Here is a 15,524-nt window from a genome sequence, read left to right on the forward strand (position 1 = left end):
TTCTGGGCTGTATTTTTGCCGGCCGCTACTATAAAATAAAGGGAACATATTGTTAGAGAGGGTTGGTAGGGCAGATGAATACTTTTATCTATGAAACAATTATTACAATTGTTGAAGAAAAGTCCTTTCAAAAAGCAGCTGAAAAACTGAATGTAACGGCTAGTGCGGTTAGTCATACGGTTAATCAATTAGAAAAAAAGTATGGTTTTCCATTGTTCATCAGAAATCGTAACGAGGTTGTCTTAACAACCAATGGGAAAAAGTTATACCCAAACTTACGGCGCATTTTGGCTGAGGAACGTGAGTTAAATAAAACAGTTGCCGCAATTCAAGGTCTAGAGGCCGGTTTAATCAAAATTGGGGCATTCAGTAGTGTTTGCATTAATTGGTTACCCGACATTCTAAGAACCTACTCAAAAAAATATCCGGAAATTAGTGTTGATTTAACGCAGGGGAATTTTTCAACCATTAGCCAACGGGTTGAATATGAAGAATTAGACTTAGGCTTTACCCTTTTACCGGTAGCTGAAAACGTTGATGCAACTGAGCTATTACAAGATGAAATCAAATGTATTACGCCGGCTGATTTTCAACCGCTAAACGGCCAGTCAATTACCCGTGCTGATCTAGCCGGTGGCCGTTTTATTTTGCAAAAGGATGACTACGACCGTGATACGAAAAAAACGCTCGATTATTATGCAGTTCAACCAAATGCGATTAACTTTTCAATTGATGACCAATCAATTGTTTCTATGGTTGAGGCCGGCTTAGGTTTTGGTATTTTACCCGATTTAGCTTTACGTAAATTGAGTGGGGATGTTAGTATCTACCCCTTTGAAGAGCCATTCTACCGTAAGATTGCGCTTGTGCAGAGTAAAAATACGATTTCATCACCAGCGACTCAAGCGCTCATTAATGAAATTACAACCTATCTAGCGCAATAAAATAAAGGCACCGGAGCTCCGGTGCCTTTATTTTTTAGCATATTTTTTTGAGGAATTGTGCCAAACGCGTAATGCCGACTTCAATGTCGGTCGAACTAGGGTTCGTAAAGTTAAGTCTAAAGTGGTTCTTCACCTGACGGGATGCGTATTGCATTTCTGACGGTACATAGATGATTTTAGCTTCTTTAAGCATTGGGCCAAGTAATAGTTTGGTTGCATCAATTGATTCCGGCAGGGTCACCCAAATGAAAAAGCCACCATCAGGTCGGGTAAAGCTAACACTTTCGGGTAAGTTCTTTTCAAGAATTGTGACCATTAAATCACGTTTTGTTCGGTAAATCGCACTTAGCTTAGCAATATGTTCAGCTAAGTCATTATTTGCCAAAAAGCTATCAATTGCCATCAAATTGAGATGGGGTGGTTGTAAATCTAAAGCCGCTTTAATCTCTAGAAAATGAGCAATTAATTCCGGGCTAGCGGTCAACCAACCCGTTCTTAGTGCTGGCGCCAAGATTTTTGAAAAACTTGAAATTAAAACCACACGCCCGTTTTGATCTAAGGCTGCCAATGATGGGAGCATATCACCACTATAACGTAAGTAACGGTAGGGGCTGTCTTCGATAATATAAAAATCATATTGTTCAGCTAAAGCTAACAGCCTTTGCCGCTTTTCCAAACTCATCGTAATGCCGGTTGGATTTTGAAAATCAGGAATTGTATAAACAAACTTGGTAGCTGGATATTTTTGTAAGGTCAACTCTAGTTGTTCCATATCCATACCGTCAGCCTGTAGGGGGACTTCATGATAATTAGGCTCATAGCCATCCAAAGCCTCTAGCGCACCAACGTAGGTCGGACCTTCAACAATAATATCATCATGCTGATTTAAAAAGGCTCGCCCAACCATATCAATCGCTTGTTGGCCGCCTTGTGTCAAAATAACATCATCTGCTGCAATATCAATACCATAATACCGGTCGGCAAGTTGGGTAATCTTTTCTCTTAATACCTGTGGCCCCTGGGTGCCATGGTATTGGAAAACGCCCATACCCTCATTAATTACGGCCTGATGAAAAGCTTCCTCTAAAGCCTCACTTGGAAAAGCTGCATTGTCAGGTAGACCCATCCCAAAGGAAATATTGTCTGTTTGTGCAGTTTCTGCAAAAATATCATTGATTTTAAGTCCAGCACCGGTTTGGTTGCGACTAGCTAATTTGGAAATTGTCTTCATTTTTCCAGCCCCCTTAATCTTATACATATAATAGTACCGGACAAATAATAACTTTGTGACGAATCTATTTTTAGCATAGTTGAATTTCTTTCATCCTTAATCGTTTAAATTTGATAATGCTCACTTTTATGGACTAGCTTCTTGATACAAACACTAACTTAATAACCATTTCTAAATATTAATCAATATAGTTGAAGATATTTGACCGTATTTTTTTTAGAATATGTGATTTTTATAAGGTCAAAATAAATCAGTTTAGATATTTAGTTTTTTATTTACAAAACTAAATATCTAAACTATAATCAACTTAATTAGTTAATTATTATAAAAACTAAGTAATAAATAATTTTAGAAAAGGCATGCTCATGAGTAAAGATACGATTGCACTAACCGACTTAAATCCAAAGATTCTTGAATTCCAAGATCAATTACGAACTAAATATGCAAACGAAAACCTACAAGCCATAAAAGGGCAAACCGTTTTTGTTGGTTCATCATTAATGGAGATTTTCCCAATTGAGAAGATGCAAGCGGAACAGGACTTAGGTTTGCCGACCCACATTTATAATCGGGGCGTCCGTGCCACAACAACAGCTGATTTATTGGCCAACCTTGACACTTTGATTTTTGCCTTGGAGCCCAGTAAAATTTTCATCAATATCGGCTCTAATGATATTGGCTTTGCCGTAGCAGAAGATGTTTTTTTGGCTAACTATACCGAAATTTTAGCCGCCATTAAAACCCGACTGCCAAAGAGTCAGGTCTATTTAATGGCATATTATCCAATTAATACCGAAGCTGATTTTGCTGGTATGACCCAAAAGGCGCATCTTTATGAACACCGTTCTAATCAATTACTAAATGAAGCTAGTTTAAAAGTTGAAAAATTAGCTAAAAAGTTCAATTACAATTTTATAAATGCTAATGACGGGCTAACCGATGCCAAAGGTAACTTAAAAGCCGAGTATACTTTTGACGGGGCACATATGCTGCCAGTTGCCTATCAAATTGTATTTAATAATCTAAAAAAGTATCTGCTTTGATTAGATAAAAGACAGTGTAAAACCCCAAATTGAACATTTTTAGTCGTTTTGTTAATTTTTAATTAATAAACCAGTTAAAAGTACAAGAAAAGCCGAAATAAGTAACGATTTATAATAAAAATTAACTTTACCATTGTCACATAAGAATAATAGTCACTAAGAAAAGCGCTTACCAAAGATGCAATCCTTATGACTTTATTGAAAAAGATTTCAAAATTGTGTAGCTTAAATTTAACTTAGAGTTGATAATGACGGGCTTAATCCTAATTAACATTACAGCCGAGTTACATAAAAAAGCATTTTGTAGATACTCTCTTTTTTTGTAATATATTTGTATTTTAAAGCTTCAGTCACTTGTTAAACTAATTGATGTCGATAAATGAGCTACGCGCCACCATTCGATATTTGTGAATGGCGACATCGTTTTATAAAGTAGCAAGAGGGAACTAAGTAATTATTTAGTTCGAAATATAAAGGAGCTTATCTCTATAATGAAGAATGCAAACAAAATGATTTTAACAATTGCTGGTATGGCCGCCGTAGGCTTAGCAACACAAGTGAACGCCCATGCTGATAGTTACCAAATTAAGAGTGGTGATACACTATCAAGTATTGCACAAGCACATAATACAACTGTTGCTGCCTTGGCAAACTTAAATGCGATTGACGCTGCAAATGTTATCGTTGCTGGAACAAATATTCAAATCGATGGCCCTGCAAGCAGCACCAGTGCTAGCGTATATACAGTTCAAGCTGGTGATACGCTATCAAAAATTGCTTCAGCCAACAATACAGATGTAAGTAGTTTAGCAAGCCTAAACAACATTAGTGATAGTAACCTTATTTATGTTGGCGAAGAGCTTAAATTACACGCAACAACTACAGTTACACCAACGGTGGCTAGTTCTGTAGCAATCACGCCAGCAAGCACAAATACAACAACAAACGTAAATACTACCAGTGTTGCACCGGTTGCAACCACACAAACTAATACAAACACTAACGTTGCGACGACAACAACAGCGACAACTAGTGCTACTAGTGGTTCTACTTATGCCCAGTTTATGGCTGCTGGCGGAACTCAAGCCCTTTGGGACTCAATTGTTATGCCTGAATCTGGTGGTAATCCAAGTGCAACTAATGGCCAATACCATGGTCTAGGTCAAACTAATCAAAGTTGGGGCTCAGGCTCTGTTGCCAACCAAACTAGTGGATTAGTTAATTATGCAGTTTCACGTTATGGATCAATTGATAACGCAATTTCATTCCGCCAAGCCAATGGTTGGTGGTAAAATTTAATTAGAAATAACAGCTTACAGATTTGTAATTTGTTAAAAAAGCCCTGAAAGTTAGTGTCACTTTCAGGGTTTTTTATTATTTATTCAAAAGATTACTTAGATAGTGTCTTAATTTGAAAGATGCTAAGTTAAAATAACTGTTTTTAAAATTAAACATATATTTTTCACAAACGTTTCTAATATTTAATAGATAGTCCATTTACATCTAGAAGATATATATATAATCTATCCAATGTCGATTAGTAATCTGGTTGATCAACAAACAACTTGTTGAGTAACTTATTTCCAAGCGTTAATTCCCAACTTTATAAGGCCATTGATATACAATATACTTACAAGATTTATAGATGATGCCGGTTACATTTATTTTAAATACCCAACTCTAAATATACAATCTTGACTATTTTGCCACAACAAGCTTTATACGGGGGGTAACGTATGAAAACTAGTAAGCAAAAGCTAACTTATCGGGTTAGTCATATCAATAAAGAACAGGGAACTGTTCGGTCTGCGCAAAAGTCAAAGCTACTTAAGATGAAACACTTAGCTTTGATTGGAAGTTTGGTTTTAGTTGGTGCTAGTATCCCAAATGTGGGGGCAGCATTTATGAATCATAATAATGTTTCAGCTGCTGTTTTGGATATAAATCTGTTAAGCAATATGGCTGTCAATAATGACAGTGGTACAACAACGACTAACCGGCTTCAAGCTGGTGAACAACGCAATGTAAACTTTACGATTTCTGGTACGACACCGATTGGTGTTTCTGCCCTTAATGGAAAACGCTATGCTGCAGTAACTGTCCCAAGTGAATTACGTGGTGCAGTTACTGCAAATGGTAATACCGTAACAACTACTAACATGACGATTGATTTTAATAAAATTTCTAGTCTGAATGAATTAATCTCAGTCAGTGATAGTTTGGCAACGAAAATCACTGAAATTCTTGATGGTAGTCTGGGGGATATTTCAGGCGTAAACTTTGATACGACTGACTTGTATAAAAACTTAAACTTGCTAAAGAACGTTCAAAGTATCGGTGGTGCAAGTTTCAATTCTGCCACGACGGTTAATAGTGACGGTAGCATTGTTTCAGCTGAATTAGATGATGGTTTAGGTAGTATTTTGAGCCAAAACTTAATTACAATTCTAAATTCGCTAGAAACAGCAATTAACAACCTACATGCAACACCAAAGAATTCACTTAATCCAATCCAAGTTACTTTGGCTGAGGCTATTAATGCAGCATTAGTCGTTCCAAAGGGGCTAGTTAATACGGCAATTACTGGTGTTTTGACACCATTAGTCAATGGAACTGGTGACATCACTAATGAATTAGTTGATGCTGCTGTTCTTGGTGATACATCAATCGTCGTGCCTACACAAATTAAAACACCTAGTGATTTAAGTGGTAGTTTAGATGCACGATTCGTTGGTGCTGCCGTACAAACAGATCTACTAAGTATTGATATTCTAAATACATCTGATAGCGATACTTTTGTCTACTTTGGTAAGGAAGCCTTACCAAGTGCGCCAATCGTTGATAATGTAGCTGGTAACTCAACGGATGGTTATACTGTCACTGGTACAGCTGACCCTAATACAACGGTTAAAATCTATGACAAGGATAATAACGAAGTTGGTACTGCCCAAACTGGCGCTGATGGTAAGTACACCATTACATTACCTGCTAGTGTGGGTGAGAAGGCTAACCTTACAGCCACAGCGACTGATGCCGCTGGCAATGTAAGTACGCCAACTGACTTCATGACTCCAGCCGATGATGATAAGGTAGCACCTAGTGCACCTATCGTTGATAATGTAACTGGTAACTCGACAGATGGTTATACTGTCACTGGTACGGCTGAGCCAAACTCAACGGTTAAAATCTATGACAAGGATAATAACGAAGTTGGTACTGCCCAAGCTGGCGCTGATGGTAAGTACACCATTACACTACCAGCTAGCGTCGGTGAGAAGGCTAACCTTACAGCCACAGCGACTGATGCCGCTGGCAATGTAAGTACGCCAACTGACTTCATGACTCCAGCCGATGATGATAAGGTAGCACCTAGTGCACCGATTGTTGATAACGTAACTGGTAACTCGACAGATGGTTATACTGTTACTGGTACAGCTGAGCCAAACTCAACGGTTAAAATCTATGACAAGGATAATAACGAAGTTGGTACTGCCCAAGCTGGCGCTGATGGTAAGTACACCATTACATTACCTGCTAGTGTGGGTGAGAAGGCTAACCTTACAGCCACAGCGACTGATGCCGCTGGTAATGTAAGTACGCCAACTGACTTCATGACTCCAGCCGATGATGATAAGGTAGCGCCTAGTGCACCTATCGTTGATAACGTAACTGGTAACTCGACAGACGGTTATACTGTTACTGGTACAGCTGAGCCAAACTCAACGGTTAAAATCTATGACAAGGATAATAACGAAGTTGGTACTGCCCAAGCTGGCGCTGATGGTAAGTACACCATTACACTACCAGCTAGTGTCGGCGAGAAGGCTAACCTTACAGCTACTGCGACTGACGCCGCTGGTAATGTAAGTACGCCAACTGACTTCATGACTCCGGCCGATGATGATAAGGTAGCGCCTAGTGCACCTATCGTTGATAACGTAACTGGTAACTCAACTGACGGTTATACTGTTACTGGTACGGCCGAGCCTGGTTCAACCGTTAACATCTACGATAAGGACCACAAGGTTGTCGGAACCGCCCAAGCTGGCGCTGATGGTAAGTACACCATTACACTACCAGGTAGTGTCGGCGAGAAGGCTAACCTTACAGCTACTGCGACTGATGCCGCTGGTAATGTAAGTACGCCAACTGATTTCATGACTCCAGCCGATGATGATAAGGTAGCACCTAGTGCACCAATCGTTGATAGCGTAACTGGTAACTCAACTAACGGTTATACTGTTACTGGTACGGCAGAGCCTGGTTCAACCGTTAATATCTACGATAAGGACCACAAGGTTGTCGGAACCGCCCAAGCTGGCGCTGATGGTAAGTACACCATTACATTACCTGCTAGTGTGGGTGAGAAGGCTACCCTTACAGCCACAGCGACTGACGCTGCTGGTAACATGAGTGCCGCAACTAATCTCATGACTCCGGCCGACGAAGACAAGGTGGCACCTAGTGCACCAATCGTTGATAGCGTAACTGGTAACTCAACTGACGGTTATACCGTTACTGGTACAGCTGAGCCTGGTTCAACGGTTAACGTTTACGATAAGGACAATAATGTAGTTGGTACTGCTCAAGCCGGGTCAGACGGTAAGTACACTATTACACTACCTGGTAGTGTTGGTGAAAAGGCAACTTTGACCGTTACGGCAACTGACGCTGCTGGTAATGTAAGTGCAGCTACTAGCTTCACTACACCTGCTAACCCAGACGGTAGTGGTAACGGCGGTAACAATGGTGGTAATGGTAATAACGGTGGTAATGGTGGCAATTCAAATGGTGGCGGAGCAAACACTGGCAATGGCAACAATGCTGGTAACAGTGGCCTATCACCAAATGGTGCTGGTAATACTGCTGGTAACCCAGCCGGAAATTGGGCTGCCAAGAACAATATGATGTCCCTCAATGATAAGGCATCCCTTGGTATGACCGATGGAAATAGCAATAATGCTAACCATGCAATGACAAACTCTGGCGAACTACCATCAACTGGTTATGAGCAACAATCAATTTGGGCACAACTAGGAGCAATCTTGCTTGGAATCTTGACGCTTGGTTTCGTTTCATTGAAGCGTAAGAAGAAGTAACCCCCAATTGTTGTGAGTAATTTCAATCTTTAACTAATAACACAAGTACACTAGAAATTACCTAATTTCTAAAAAAACTTGCAGGTCCTCTAACTAGATGATCTGCAAGTTTTTTGTTATTTTCTAAATAATTGCTTTTAAAATATTTCCATGATAAACTAATAAAAAAATTCCGATAGCGATTTTAATCGTCATGTTACTATGAAGCACTTCTTCTAGGCTGGAAATAGAAGGAGTGCTTTTTATGCGCAAAAAAAATTTAACTTTTCTAATTCTCTTGGCAACTAATTTACGCTTGGCATTTACATCAATTACGCCAATTTTTAGTAACATTCAAAAAAGTTTACAAATTTCTAGTACAACTAGTTCCTTGTTAATAACATTGCCACTAATTATGTTTGCAATTTGCTCAGTCTTCACTGACCAAATTTTCAGAAAATTTGAGTTTAATCAAACAATGACAGGGCTTTTACTGTTATTAATTAGTGCAATTATTTTACGTCCCTACAATCAAATAACTCTTTTAATTGGTACGATTATCATTGGTTTTGTACTGGCGTTACTAAATGTTATTATGCCCAGCTTAGTTCTTAATCAATTTGCCAAGGAAAAACAAAAAATAACGGGGTACTACTCCTTAGCAACCAGCTTAACCGCAGCTGTTGGCTTGCTGTTGATTGTACCGCTAACCAAGTACTGGGGTTGGCAACTAGCGAGCCAGCTTTTTTCATTGCCAGCCATCTTAACATTAGTTGCTTGGTTCACTTTAAAATCAAGTCATCCAGCAGAACCAACTTTTAGGTTGACCTTTAATAAAACTGTAACTAATAAATTTAAAATTGATGCTCATCTGCTGATTTTAATCATATTTATGGGGCTACAAGCCTTTGTTTTTTATGGCTTAAGCACTTGGTTACCAAGTATTTTCGAAAGTTGTGGCGCTACAAATTCGCTGATTGCTATTTTAATGTTTTTATTCCAATTTAGTGGTTTGTTAGCTAATTTTATTTTTATCCAGATAAGACATATCAAGCATATTTTAGTCCTAGCTGCTGCTAGCTTTGTACTAGGTGCTGTCATATTGCTAGCTAATCAAGTGCCAATGCTGTTAATTCTATCAGCGATTCTTTTAGGCCTATCAACTAGTTTAATTTTTACAACGACTTTATTTTTATTGGCCAAGGATAATAAACGGGGGGCTAATTCAGATCCTGCTAAACAAGCAAGCCTGACTATGAGCTTTGGATATGCGTTAGCAGCCTTAGCCCCAATAACATTAAGCTGCCTACATGACATTTTAAATAGTTGGTCATTATTGATTTTGTTATTACTCTTGCTAATGTTGCTAGCAAGTTACTTAGCATATCGTTTGGACAAATAAAAAACACCACTAACAAGCGATGTTTTCTTTGAGATTTTGAGAGCTACTTAGTAACATTTTTTATAAAGTTTTTGAGTGCCTCAAAAGTTTGCTTTGAAGCCTCTTGATTTTCAGGTTGGACAAAATACTGTAAGAAGCCATGTTTTACATTTTTAGCATCGACTAATTGATTATTTTTTTGATTACCAAGTGGGCCATCGATTTTTTTAAAGAGCATCAATCCTTCATCACGCAAAGGGTCTAATTCTTCAACAAGCACAAAGGTCGGTGGAAAATCTGTAAATTCTTCACGATTTAATGGTGATACTAGCGGATCAGCAATGTCACTTAACCCATTTAGATAAAAGTCACGATTTTCCTCTAGCACAGGACGTGAGGGGAAATAGTGGTCGCTTAGTTTTTCGATTGAAGCTGTTTTAAACTCAAAAGAGAGAGCTGCATATAATAGAACCTGTCCAACAATTATCTGCTTCAAGTCTGATTGACTAGTTATAATTTTCTCTAAACTTTCTGCTACAATTGTTCCACCGGCACTGTCTCCTAACAAGATGATTTTTTTGTAAGTGTCTAATTTCTTAATATGTTCAAGCAAGGCAATTAAATCATTAACTTGGCTTGGAAACTTGTATTCTGGTGCTAAAGAATAGCCAAAAGAAACTAAATCTATCTGATTCTCATTAGCTATTTTACGTGCCATAACATCATGCGTGGTAATACTACCGGCAATATAGCCACCACCGTGAACCAATACAACTAATTCATCTGTTGCGGCCATTTTGGGGAAATACCATCTCAATTGGCTAACCCGGCCATCATTAATAAAACTACTTTCTTCAATTTTGGCTATTAAACTTGGTTGCCCAGCTAAATAGTTGTTTTCTTCCATCGTCAAGCGAATTTTTTCAATGTGCTTAAATTGCTGATTGTCTACCATAATTATTTCCCCCTATAATTTAAAACCACTAACTGATTAGATAAATTCCCAAAAATTTATCTTACTTTATTATAAACAATTTTAATTAAGATTATCTTTAATAAACCCGGGTTTTTCATATATAAAAGCAGTACAAAATTCTGATTATTGCCTTGTATAAGTAGGCTGATTATTATACTTTGTTAAGACTGCTTGCTATAATAAAGATAGTAATAGTTGGACTGGATTGATTTTACTGGAGGAATAGCGATGGCAAAAGAAAAACAGAATCACACGTTTATGCGGATTATCTTAGTTGCTGGTGGTTTACTGCTAAGCAGCTCGAAAGTACGACAAAAAATTATCGACGAATTTGATCATGTTCGTAAGCGAATGCCAGGATCAAAGTCAAATTAATGTAGGCGCAATAAAACTACGGGGGGAAAAATCATGAAAGCTTTGGATATTACAGCGTTAATTCTGTTAGTTGTTGGTGGTTTAAACTGGCTTTTAGTTGGTCTATTTAGTTTAGATTTAGTAGCCTTAATTTTTGGTGGTCAATCAGCAATTTTGGCACGTGTTGTTTATATTTTGGTTGGGCTTAGTGCTATATATTGCCTAAAGTTTGTCGGAATGCTTAATACTCAACCTTCTGGAGGTAAGCGTTAAGAATAGAGGGGTGGCCCACTATGGAAGAAAAGTTGATTCAATTAAAAATTTCAGCAGAAACTAAATTAAAAGCTGATGAAATTCTAAAACAACACGGGCTTTCAACGCAAGCAGCGGTTAAAATGTTTTTAACGCAGATTGCTAATACTGGGCGTAGTCCTTTTGATGGTATCTTTTATAAGGACAGCAGTAAGCCTTAAGTTTAGATTTATAAAATAAAACTCTCATTCCGCCGGGAATATCAAGTTAAAACAGCAAAACATTTCGTTAGGCCTTTAGAAGAAATGTTTTGGCTGTTTTTATTTTGGAGGTTTTTATGACTTGGTTATATTTAATTCTTGCAGGCCTATTTGAAGTTTTTTGGTCAATCACGATGAAATTAAGTCAAGGTTTTACAGAGTTAAGGTTTGCTAGCCTAACGGTGTTGGGGCTAATCACAAGTTTTGGGTTCTTAGCCTTAGCGCTTAAAAGTATGCCACTTGGTATGGCTTATCCGATTTGGACAGGCATTGGTGCGGTTGGCTCGATTCTTGCTGGTTTACTGATTTTTCATGAATCAATTAATGGTCTAACTTGGTTTTTTATTATTTTATTAGTCATTGCGTTAATTGGCATTAAAATATCAAGCCAACACTAAGCATAGATTTCTAAAGTGGGGGTGCTCGCTACTTGCAAATTTAGCGAATTATGCGTAAACTAATCACCAATCAATTCATTTAACTTAATTACTAATTAAATATTTTTTTGCAGATATAGCGTACGGAAAATGGCCGTACAGTTTCTACCACCAACCAAAAGAGGTGACTATCCGCAAGTGCTTTTAGCTATTTAAAGGGCATTTGTCGATTAATCCAACCGACAAATGTCTTTTTTTATTTCTAATTTTTAATTAGCTCAATTAAACCAACCAATAATTAATAGAGAAGTGAGAGATTATGATTGAAGTTGACTATCATCTAAAAAATGCCTATTTCCTTGATGTTTTTACTAAAACATTCATAAAAACTGAGCTATGGATTAAAGGAACTCAAATTATTTTCCGTGGACGTTCGAAGCAATATTTAGCAAAAGAAACATTTGATTTGGGTGGACGGTATGTAGCTCCTGGTCTAATTGATGCTCATATGCATATTGAGTCTTCATTACTTACGCCGTCTGAATTAGGCAAGATTTTAGTTAAACATGGCGTAACCCGCGCTTTTGCTGATCCACATGAAATTGCCTCTGTAAGTGGTGAATCTGGCATCCATTATATGATTGAGGAAGCACGCCAAGCGCCCATTCATTTCCATTATATGTTGCCTTCATCAGTACCAGCGGCTCCATTCGAACGGACTGGTGCAATCTTAGATGCAGAAAGTCTACGAACTTTTTATCAATATCCAGAGGTACATGGCTTAGCTGAGGTGATGGACTATCCAGCCGTGGCTAACGAAAATCCTGAGAAAATCCTGATATGTTAGAAAAAATTGCCGATGCCCAAAAGGCTGGCCGCCATGTTGATGGGCATGGTGCCGGTTTGAATCCTGAGCAGTTGGCTGTTTATCGAGCTGTTGGTATTGATACTGATCATGAAGCTCATTCTACAGAAATGGCCCTTGAACGTTTGAATGCAGGTATGCGCGTCTTTATTCGTGAAGGAACCGTTGAACGTGATGAGCTAGCAATTTTACCGGCGGTTACATCCTCCAATGCTGAGCGTTTTGCTTTTTGTACAGATGATAAAAACGTTACTGACCTGTTATTAGAGGGTTCGATTGATTACAACGTTAATTTAGCAGTATCAAAAGGGCTGGCTATGGAAACCGCCCTCAAAATGGCTTCCTATGGAGCTGCTCAAGCACATCATTTGCAAAATGTTGGAGCCTTAGCTGCTGGCTATGTCGCTGATTTAGTTGTTTTTGATAGTTTGCAACATTTCTCTGCCCAAGAGGTCATGGTTGCCGGTCAGTGGGTGACGGAAAAACAAACCACTAAGCCATTAGCATTTGCACCACAAGCCATTAATATCAAACCACAACTAAGTGATTTTGAATTACCGTTAATTAACGGTGTAGCCCATGTGATTGGGATTGAACCAAACCACATTACAACAACTCACTTAATTGAAGAAGTACCACAAAATACAACAGGTAAATTTGTTGCTAATCAAACATATGCTAAAATAGCTGTTTTTGAGCGCTATCATCAATTGGGGTACGGGTTAGGTATTATTAAGGGCTTTAAATTACGTGGTGGCGCAATTGCAGCCACTGTCGCTCATGACTCACACAATCTAATCGTTGCTGGTCATAATGATTCTGCAATGTATACAGCCGCAAATCATTTGCGTGAGCTTGGCGGAGGAATGGTTGTGGTTGAAGATGACGGTACAATTACCAGCTTGCCACTGCCAATTGCCGGTCTAATGTCAGACCAGCCCTATTCCTTAGTTGCTGAGCAGGTTACGACTTTAATGGCTGCCTTCAAAAGAATATCGACGGTCGAGTTTGACCCATTCCTAACTTTATCATTTATGGCACTACCAGTAATTCCATCGCTAAAGATTACTGACCAGGGTTTATTTGATTTTGAGAAATTTACTTTCATTAACATAAATGCCCAATAATTAATTTGCTATTTTTAACTTTGCAAATCGTTGTATACTTGAAAAGGTGTCAGAGTAGAGGGTCCTGACGGATTCTTTCGTTAGGGTACATACAATTTTATTAGATGAATTTATCATTCGCTTCTTTGAATAAATGCTTGCTAGTTTGCAGGAATCATTTTAACTTGCCACTCTACACTAAAAATTTCATGATTAGAATCAGCTAAATAAACCAAATGGTTAAACTATTTAGCATGATACGGGAGGCAATATGGCAGAAAAAATATCACGGAAAACATTTTGGGCAATCGTTGCACTATCATTAGTAAGCTTTGCTGGAATTGTTTCTGAAACCAGTATGAATGTCACTTTTGTGGCTTTGATGAAGCAGTTCAATGTTACACTCGGCTTAATTCAGTGGATTACTACTTTTTATCTCTTCGTCGTTGCTTGTTTAATGACAACTAGTTCATTTTTAAAAGAACGCTTTACAATTCGACAGATTTTCTTTACGGCTGTAATCAATTTTGTCCTTGGTGGTATTATCTGTGCCTTAGCACCGAATTTTTGGATACTGCTACTAGGTCGCGTTTTTCAGGGGATTGCAACTGGTCTTGCAACACCGGCACTATTTAACTTGATTCTAGAGCGGATTCCACGTTCAGTTATTGGCCTTTGGATGGGAATTGCATCCTTAATTCTAAGTATTGCGCCATCAATTGGGCCAACCTTTGGTGGCCTCTTGGTTGATACGGCCGGTTGGCGTTGGATTTTCATTATCCTATTAGTATTGCCGGTAATAGCACTATTTTTAGGTATAAAAACGATTGAAGACACACCACGCCAATTTCATCAACAACTAAGTTTTGATGCATTAGCTTTCGTACTCTTAGCAATCACACTATTTGCTTCACTGATGACACTAAATAGTCTGGAGGGAGGTAAATTCAACTTAACTTATGTGGTGATTTTTGCCATTGGACTAGCCTTATTTATTTGGCGGGCACGTGTTTCAAAGCAAAAATTCCTTAACCTAGCAATTTTTAAAAATCCATTCTTTACTTTATCGTTATTGGCTTATGGCTTGTATCAATTTGCTAATATCGGCATTAACTTTGTTATTCCAAACTTTTTGCAAAGTGCTCAAGGGGCAACTAGTATTGAAGCTGGCTTTGCACTCTTACCGGGCTCACTGATTGGTGCGTTAAACAATCCAATGGTTGGTCGCCTTTATGATAAACGTGGGCCAAAACTAGGTGTCTATGGTGGAAATTTGCTCTGGGTTGCGACTTTAGTTATTATGACTATTTTCACGAAAAGTCTTGCCTTTATTCCGATGACCATTGCATATATCTTCTTTACGCTAGGTAGAAACATGCCTTTTGCAACGTTAAATACAAATACACTGGATAATTTAGGCTCACCTGAAGAAAAAGCTGATGCAAATGCAATTTTCCAAACGACTCAGCAATTCTTAGGCGCCGTTGCAACGACGATTGGTTCGTTAATGTTGTCAAATGCACCAACAAGCACAAGTGGAACACAATGGTTCTTGCTTATGTTATTAGTATTTGGACTACTTAATTTTGGTTACTTTGTACTAATTTTCAAAAAGCAACCTGCTAGACAATTATAATTAAAGAGACATTTAGATAAA

General features: G+C 38.3%; 12 protein-coding genes, 1 pseudogene and 1 riboswitch. Of the genes and pseudogenes, 11 read left to right on the top strand and 2 right to left on the bottom strand.

Annotation, left to right across the window (positions count from 1 at the left end):
• The first annotated feature begins 74 nt into the window (after positions 1 to 74).
• Positions 75 to 944 (top strand): LysR family transcriptional regulator, encoded by an 870-nt coding sequence (locus TT13_RS06060; protein WP_027699161.1) that lies wholly within the window; start codon positions 75 to 77, stop codon positions 942 to 944.
• Positions 945 to 978: 34 nt separating this feature from the next.
• Here TT13_RS06060 and TT13_RS06065 read toward each other — a convergent pair whose 3' ends face one another.
• Complete coding sequence (locus TT13_RS06065; protein WP_027699162.1) at positions 979 to 2,175, bottom strand: aminotransferase-like domain-containing protein; 1,197 nt, start codon at positions 2,173 to 2,175, stop codon at positions 979 to 981.
• 365 nt (positions 2,176 to 2,540) lie between these two features.
• Here TT13_RS06065 and TT13_RS06070 point away from each other — a divergent pair, with 365 nt between their 5' ends.
• The 4 genes from TT13_RS06070 (at position 2,541) to TT13_RS06085 (ending at position 9,698) form a co-directional block, all read left to right on the top strand.
• The gene (locus tag TT13_RS06070) at positions 2,541 to 3,218 is read left to right on the top strand and encodes a GDSL-type esterase/lipase family protein (RefSeq protein WP_027699163.1); all 678 of its coding nucleotides are present in this window, start codon (positions 2,541 to 2,543) and stop codon (positions 3,216 to 3,218) included.
• 491 nt (positions 3,219 to 3,709) lie between these two features.
• On the top strand, positions 3,710 to 4,510 hold the full coding sequence (locus TT13_RS06075) for a LysM peptidoglycan-binding domain-containing protein (protein WP_027699164.1): 801 nt from the start codon (positions 3,710 to 3,712) through the stop codon (positions 4,508 to 4,510).
• A gap of 444 nt (positions 4,511 to 4,954) precedes the next feature.
• Complete coding sequence (locus tag TT13_RS06080) at positions 4,955 to 8,317, top strand: Ig-like domain-containing protein (RefSeq protein WP_052348560.1); 3,363 nt, start codon at positions 4,955 to 4,957, stop codon at positions 8,315 to 8,317.
• Between the two features lie 244 nt (positions 8,318 to 8,561).
• Positions 8,562 to 9,698 (top strand): MFS transporter, encoded by a 1,137-nt coding sequence (locus TT13_RS06085; protein WP_027699165.1) that lies wholly within the window; start codon positions 8,562 to 8,564, stop codon positions 9,696 to 9,698.
• 43 nt (positions 9,699 to 9,741) lie between these two features.
• Here TT13_RS06085 and TT13_RS06090 read toward each other — a convergent pair whose 3' ends face one another.
• Entirely contained in the window at positions 9,742 to 10,632 is an 891-nt protein-coding gene (locus TT13_RS06090; protein WP_027699166.1) for an alpha/beta hydrolase, read from the bottom strand.
• Between the two features lie 249 nt (positions 10,633 to 10,881).
• On the opposite strand from TT13_RS06090, the gene TT13_RS11300 reads away from it, so the two are divergent.
• The 6 genes and pseudogenes from TT13_RS11300 to TT13_RS06115 all read left to right on the top strand — a co-directional run bounded on the left by TT13_RS11300 (position 10,882) and on the right by TT13_RS06115 (position 15,503).
• The gene (locus TT13_RS11300; RefSeq protein ID WP_190279633.1) at positions 10,882 to 11,028 is read left to right on the top strand and encodes a hypothetical protein; all 147 of its coding nucleotides are present in this window, start codon (positions 10,882 to 10,884) and stop codon (positions 11,026 to 11,028) included.
• 33 nt (positions 11,029 to 11,061) lie between these two features.
• The gene (locus TT13_RS06095; RefSeq protein ID WP_027699167.1) at positions 11,062 to 11,280 is read left to right on the top strand and encodes a DUF378 domain-containing protein; all 219 of its coding nucleotides are present in this window, start codon (positions 11,062 to 11,064) and stop codon (positions 11,278 to 11,280) included.
• Positions 11,281 to 11,300: 20 nt separating this feature from the next.
• The gene (locus TT13_RS06100) at positions 11,301 to 11,480 is read left to right on the top strand and encodes a type II toxin-antitoxin system RelB/DinJ family antitoxin (protein ID WP_027699168.1); all 180 of its coding nucleotides are present in this window, start codon (positions 11,301 to 11,303) and stop codon (positions 11,478 to 11,480) included.
• A gap of 116 nt (positions 11,481 to 11,596) precedes the next feature.
• Positions 11,597 to 11,917 carry a DMT family transporter gene (locus TT13_RS06105; RefSeq protein ID WP_027699169.1) on the top strand — a complete coding sequence of 107 codons (321 nt, stop codon included), beginning with the start codon at positions 11,597 to 11,599 and terminating at the stop codon, positions 11,915 to 11,917.
• Between the two features lie 91 nt (positions 11,918 to 12,008).
• Positions 12,009 to 12,107, top strand: a riboswitch (purine riboswitch).
• Between the two features lie 108 nt (positions 12,108 to 12,215).
• A pseudogene (gene ade, locus TT13_RS06110) lies at positions 12,216 to 13,888 on the top strand (adenine deaminase).
• Between the two features lie 250 nt (positions 13,889 to 14,138).
• The gene (locus TT13_RS06115) at positions 14,139 to 15,503 is read left to right on the top strand and encodes an MFS transporter (RefSeq protein ID WP_027699170.1); all 1,365 of its coding nucleotides are present in this window, start codon (positions 14,139 to 14,141) and stop codon (positions 15,501 to 15,503) included.
• Positions 15,504 to 15,524: the final 21 nt, after the last annotated feature.

It is taken from the genome of Weissella oryzae SG25 (assembly GCF_000691805.2).
Lineage (GTDB): Bacteria > Bacillota > Bacilli > Lactobacillales > Lactobacillaceae > Weissella > Weissella oryzae.

What these genes read in the sequence shown, in the direction of transcription:
- TT13_RS06060 (WP_027699161.1), top strand. Translation starts at nt 75, where the DNA reads ATGAATACTTTTATCTATGAAACAATTATTACAATTGTTGAAGAAAAG.
- TT13_RS06065 (WP_027699162.1), bottom strand. Translation starts at nt 2,175, where the DNA reads ATGAAGACAATTTCCAAATTAGCTAGTCGCAACCAAACCGGTGCTGGA.
- TT13_RS06070 (WP_027699163.1), top strand. Translation starts at nt 2,541, where the DNA reads ATGAGTAAAGATACGATTGCACTAACCGACTTAAATCCAAAGATTCTT.
- TT13_RS06075 (WP_027699164.1), top strand. Translation starts at nt 3,710, where the DNA reads ATGAAGAATGCAAACAAAATGATTTTAACAATTGCTGGTATGGCCGCC.
- TT13_RS06080 (WP_052348560.1), top strand. Translation starts at nt 4,955, where the DNA reads ATGAAAACTAGTAAGCAAAAGCTAACTTATCGGGTTAGTCATATCAAT.
- TT13_RS06085 (WP_027699165.1), top strand. Translation starts at nt 8,562, where the DNA reads ATGCGCAAAAAAAATTTAACTTTTCTAATTCTCTTGGCAACTAATTTA.
- TT13_RS06090 (WP_027699166.1), bottom strand. Translation starts at nt 10,632, where the DNA reads ATGGTAGACAATCAGCAATTTAAGCACATTGAAAAAATTCGCTTGACG.
- TT13_RS11300 (WP_190279633.1), top strand. Translation starts at nt 10,882, where the DNA reads ATGGCAAAAGAAAAACAGAATCACACGTTTATGCGGATTATCTTAGTT.
- TT13_RS06095 (WP_027699167.1), top strand. Translation starts at nt 11,062, where the DNA reads ATGAAAGCTTTGGATATTACAGCGTTAATTCTGTTAGTTGTTGGTGGT.
- TT13_RS06100 (WP_027699168.1), top strand. Translation starts at nt 11,301, where the DNA reads ATGGAAGAAAAGTTGATTCAATTAAAAATTTCAGCAGAAACTAAATTA.
- TT13_RS06105 (WP_027699169.1), top strand. Translation starts at nt 11,597, where the DNA reads ATGACTTGGTTATATTTAATTCTTGCAGGCCTATTTGAAGTTTTTTGG.
- TT13_RS06115 (WP_027699170.1), top strand. Translation starts at nt 14,139, where the DNA reads ATGGCAGAAAAAATATCACGGAAAACATTTTGGGCAATCGTTGCACTA.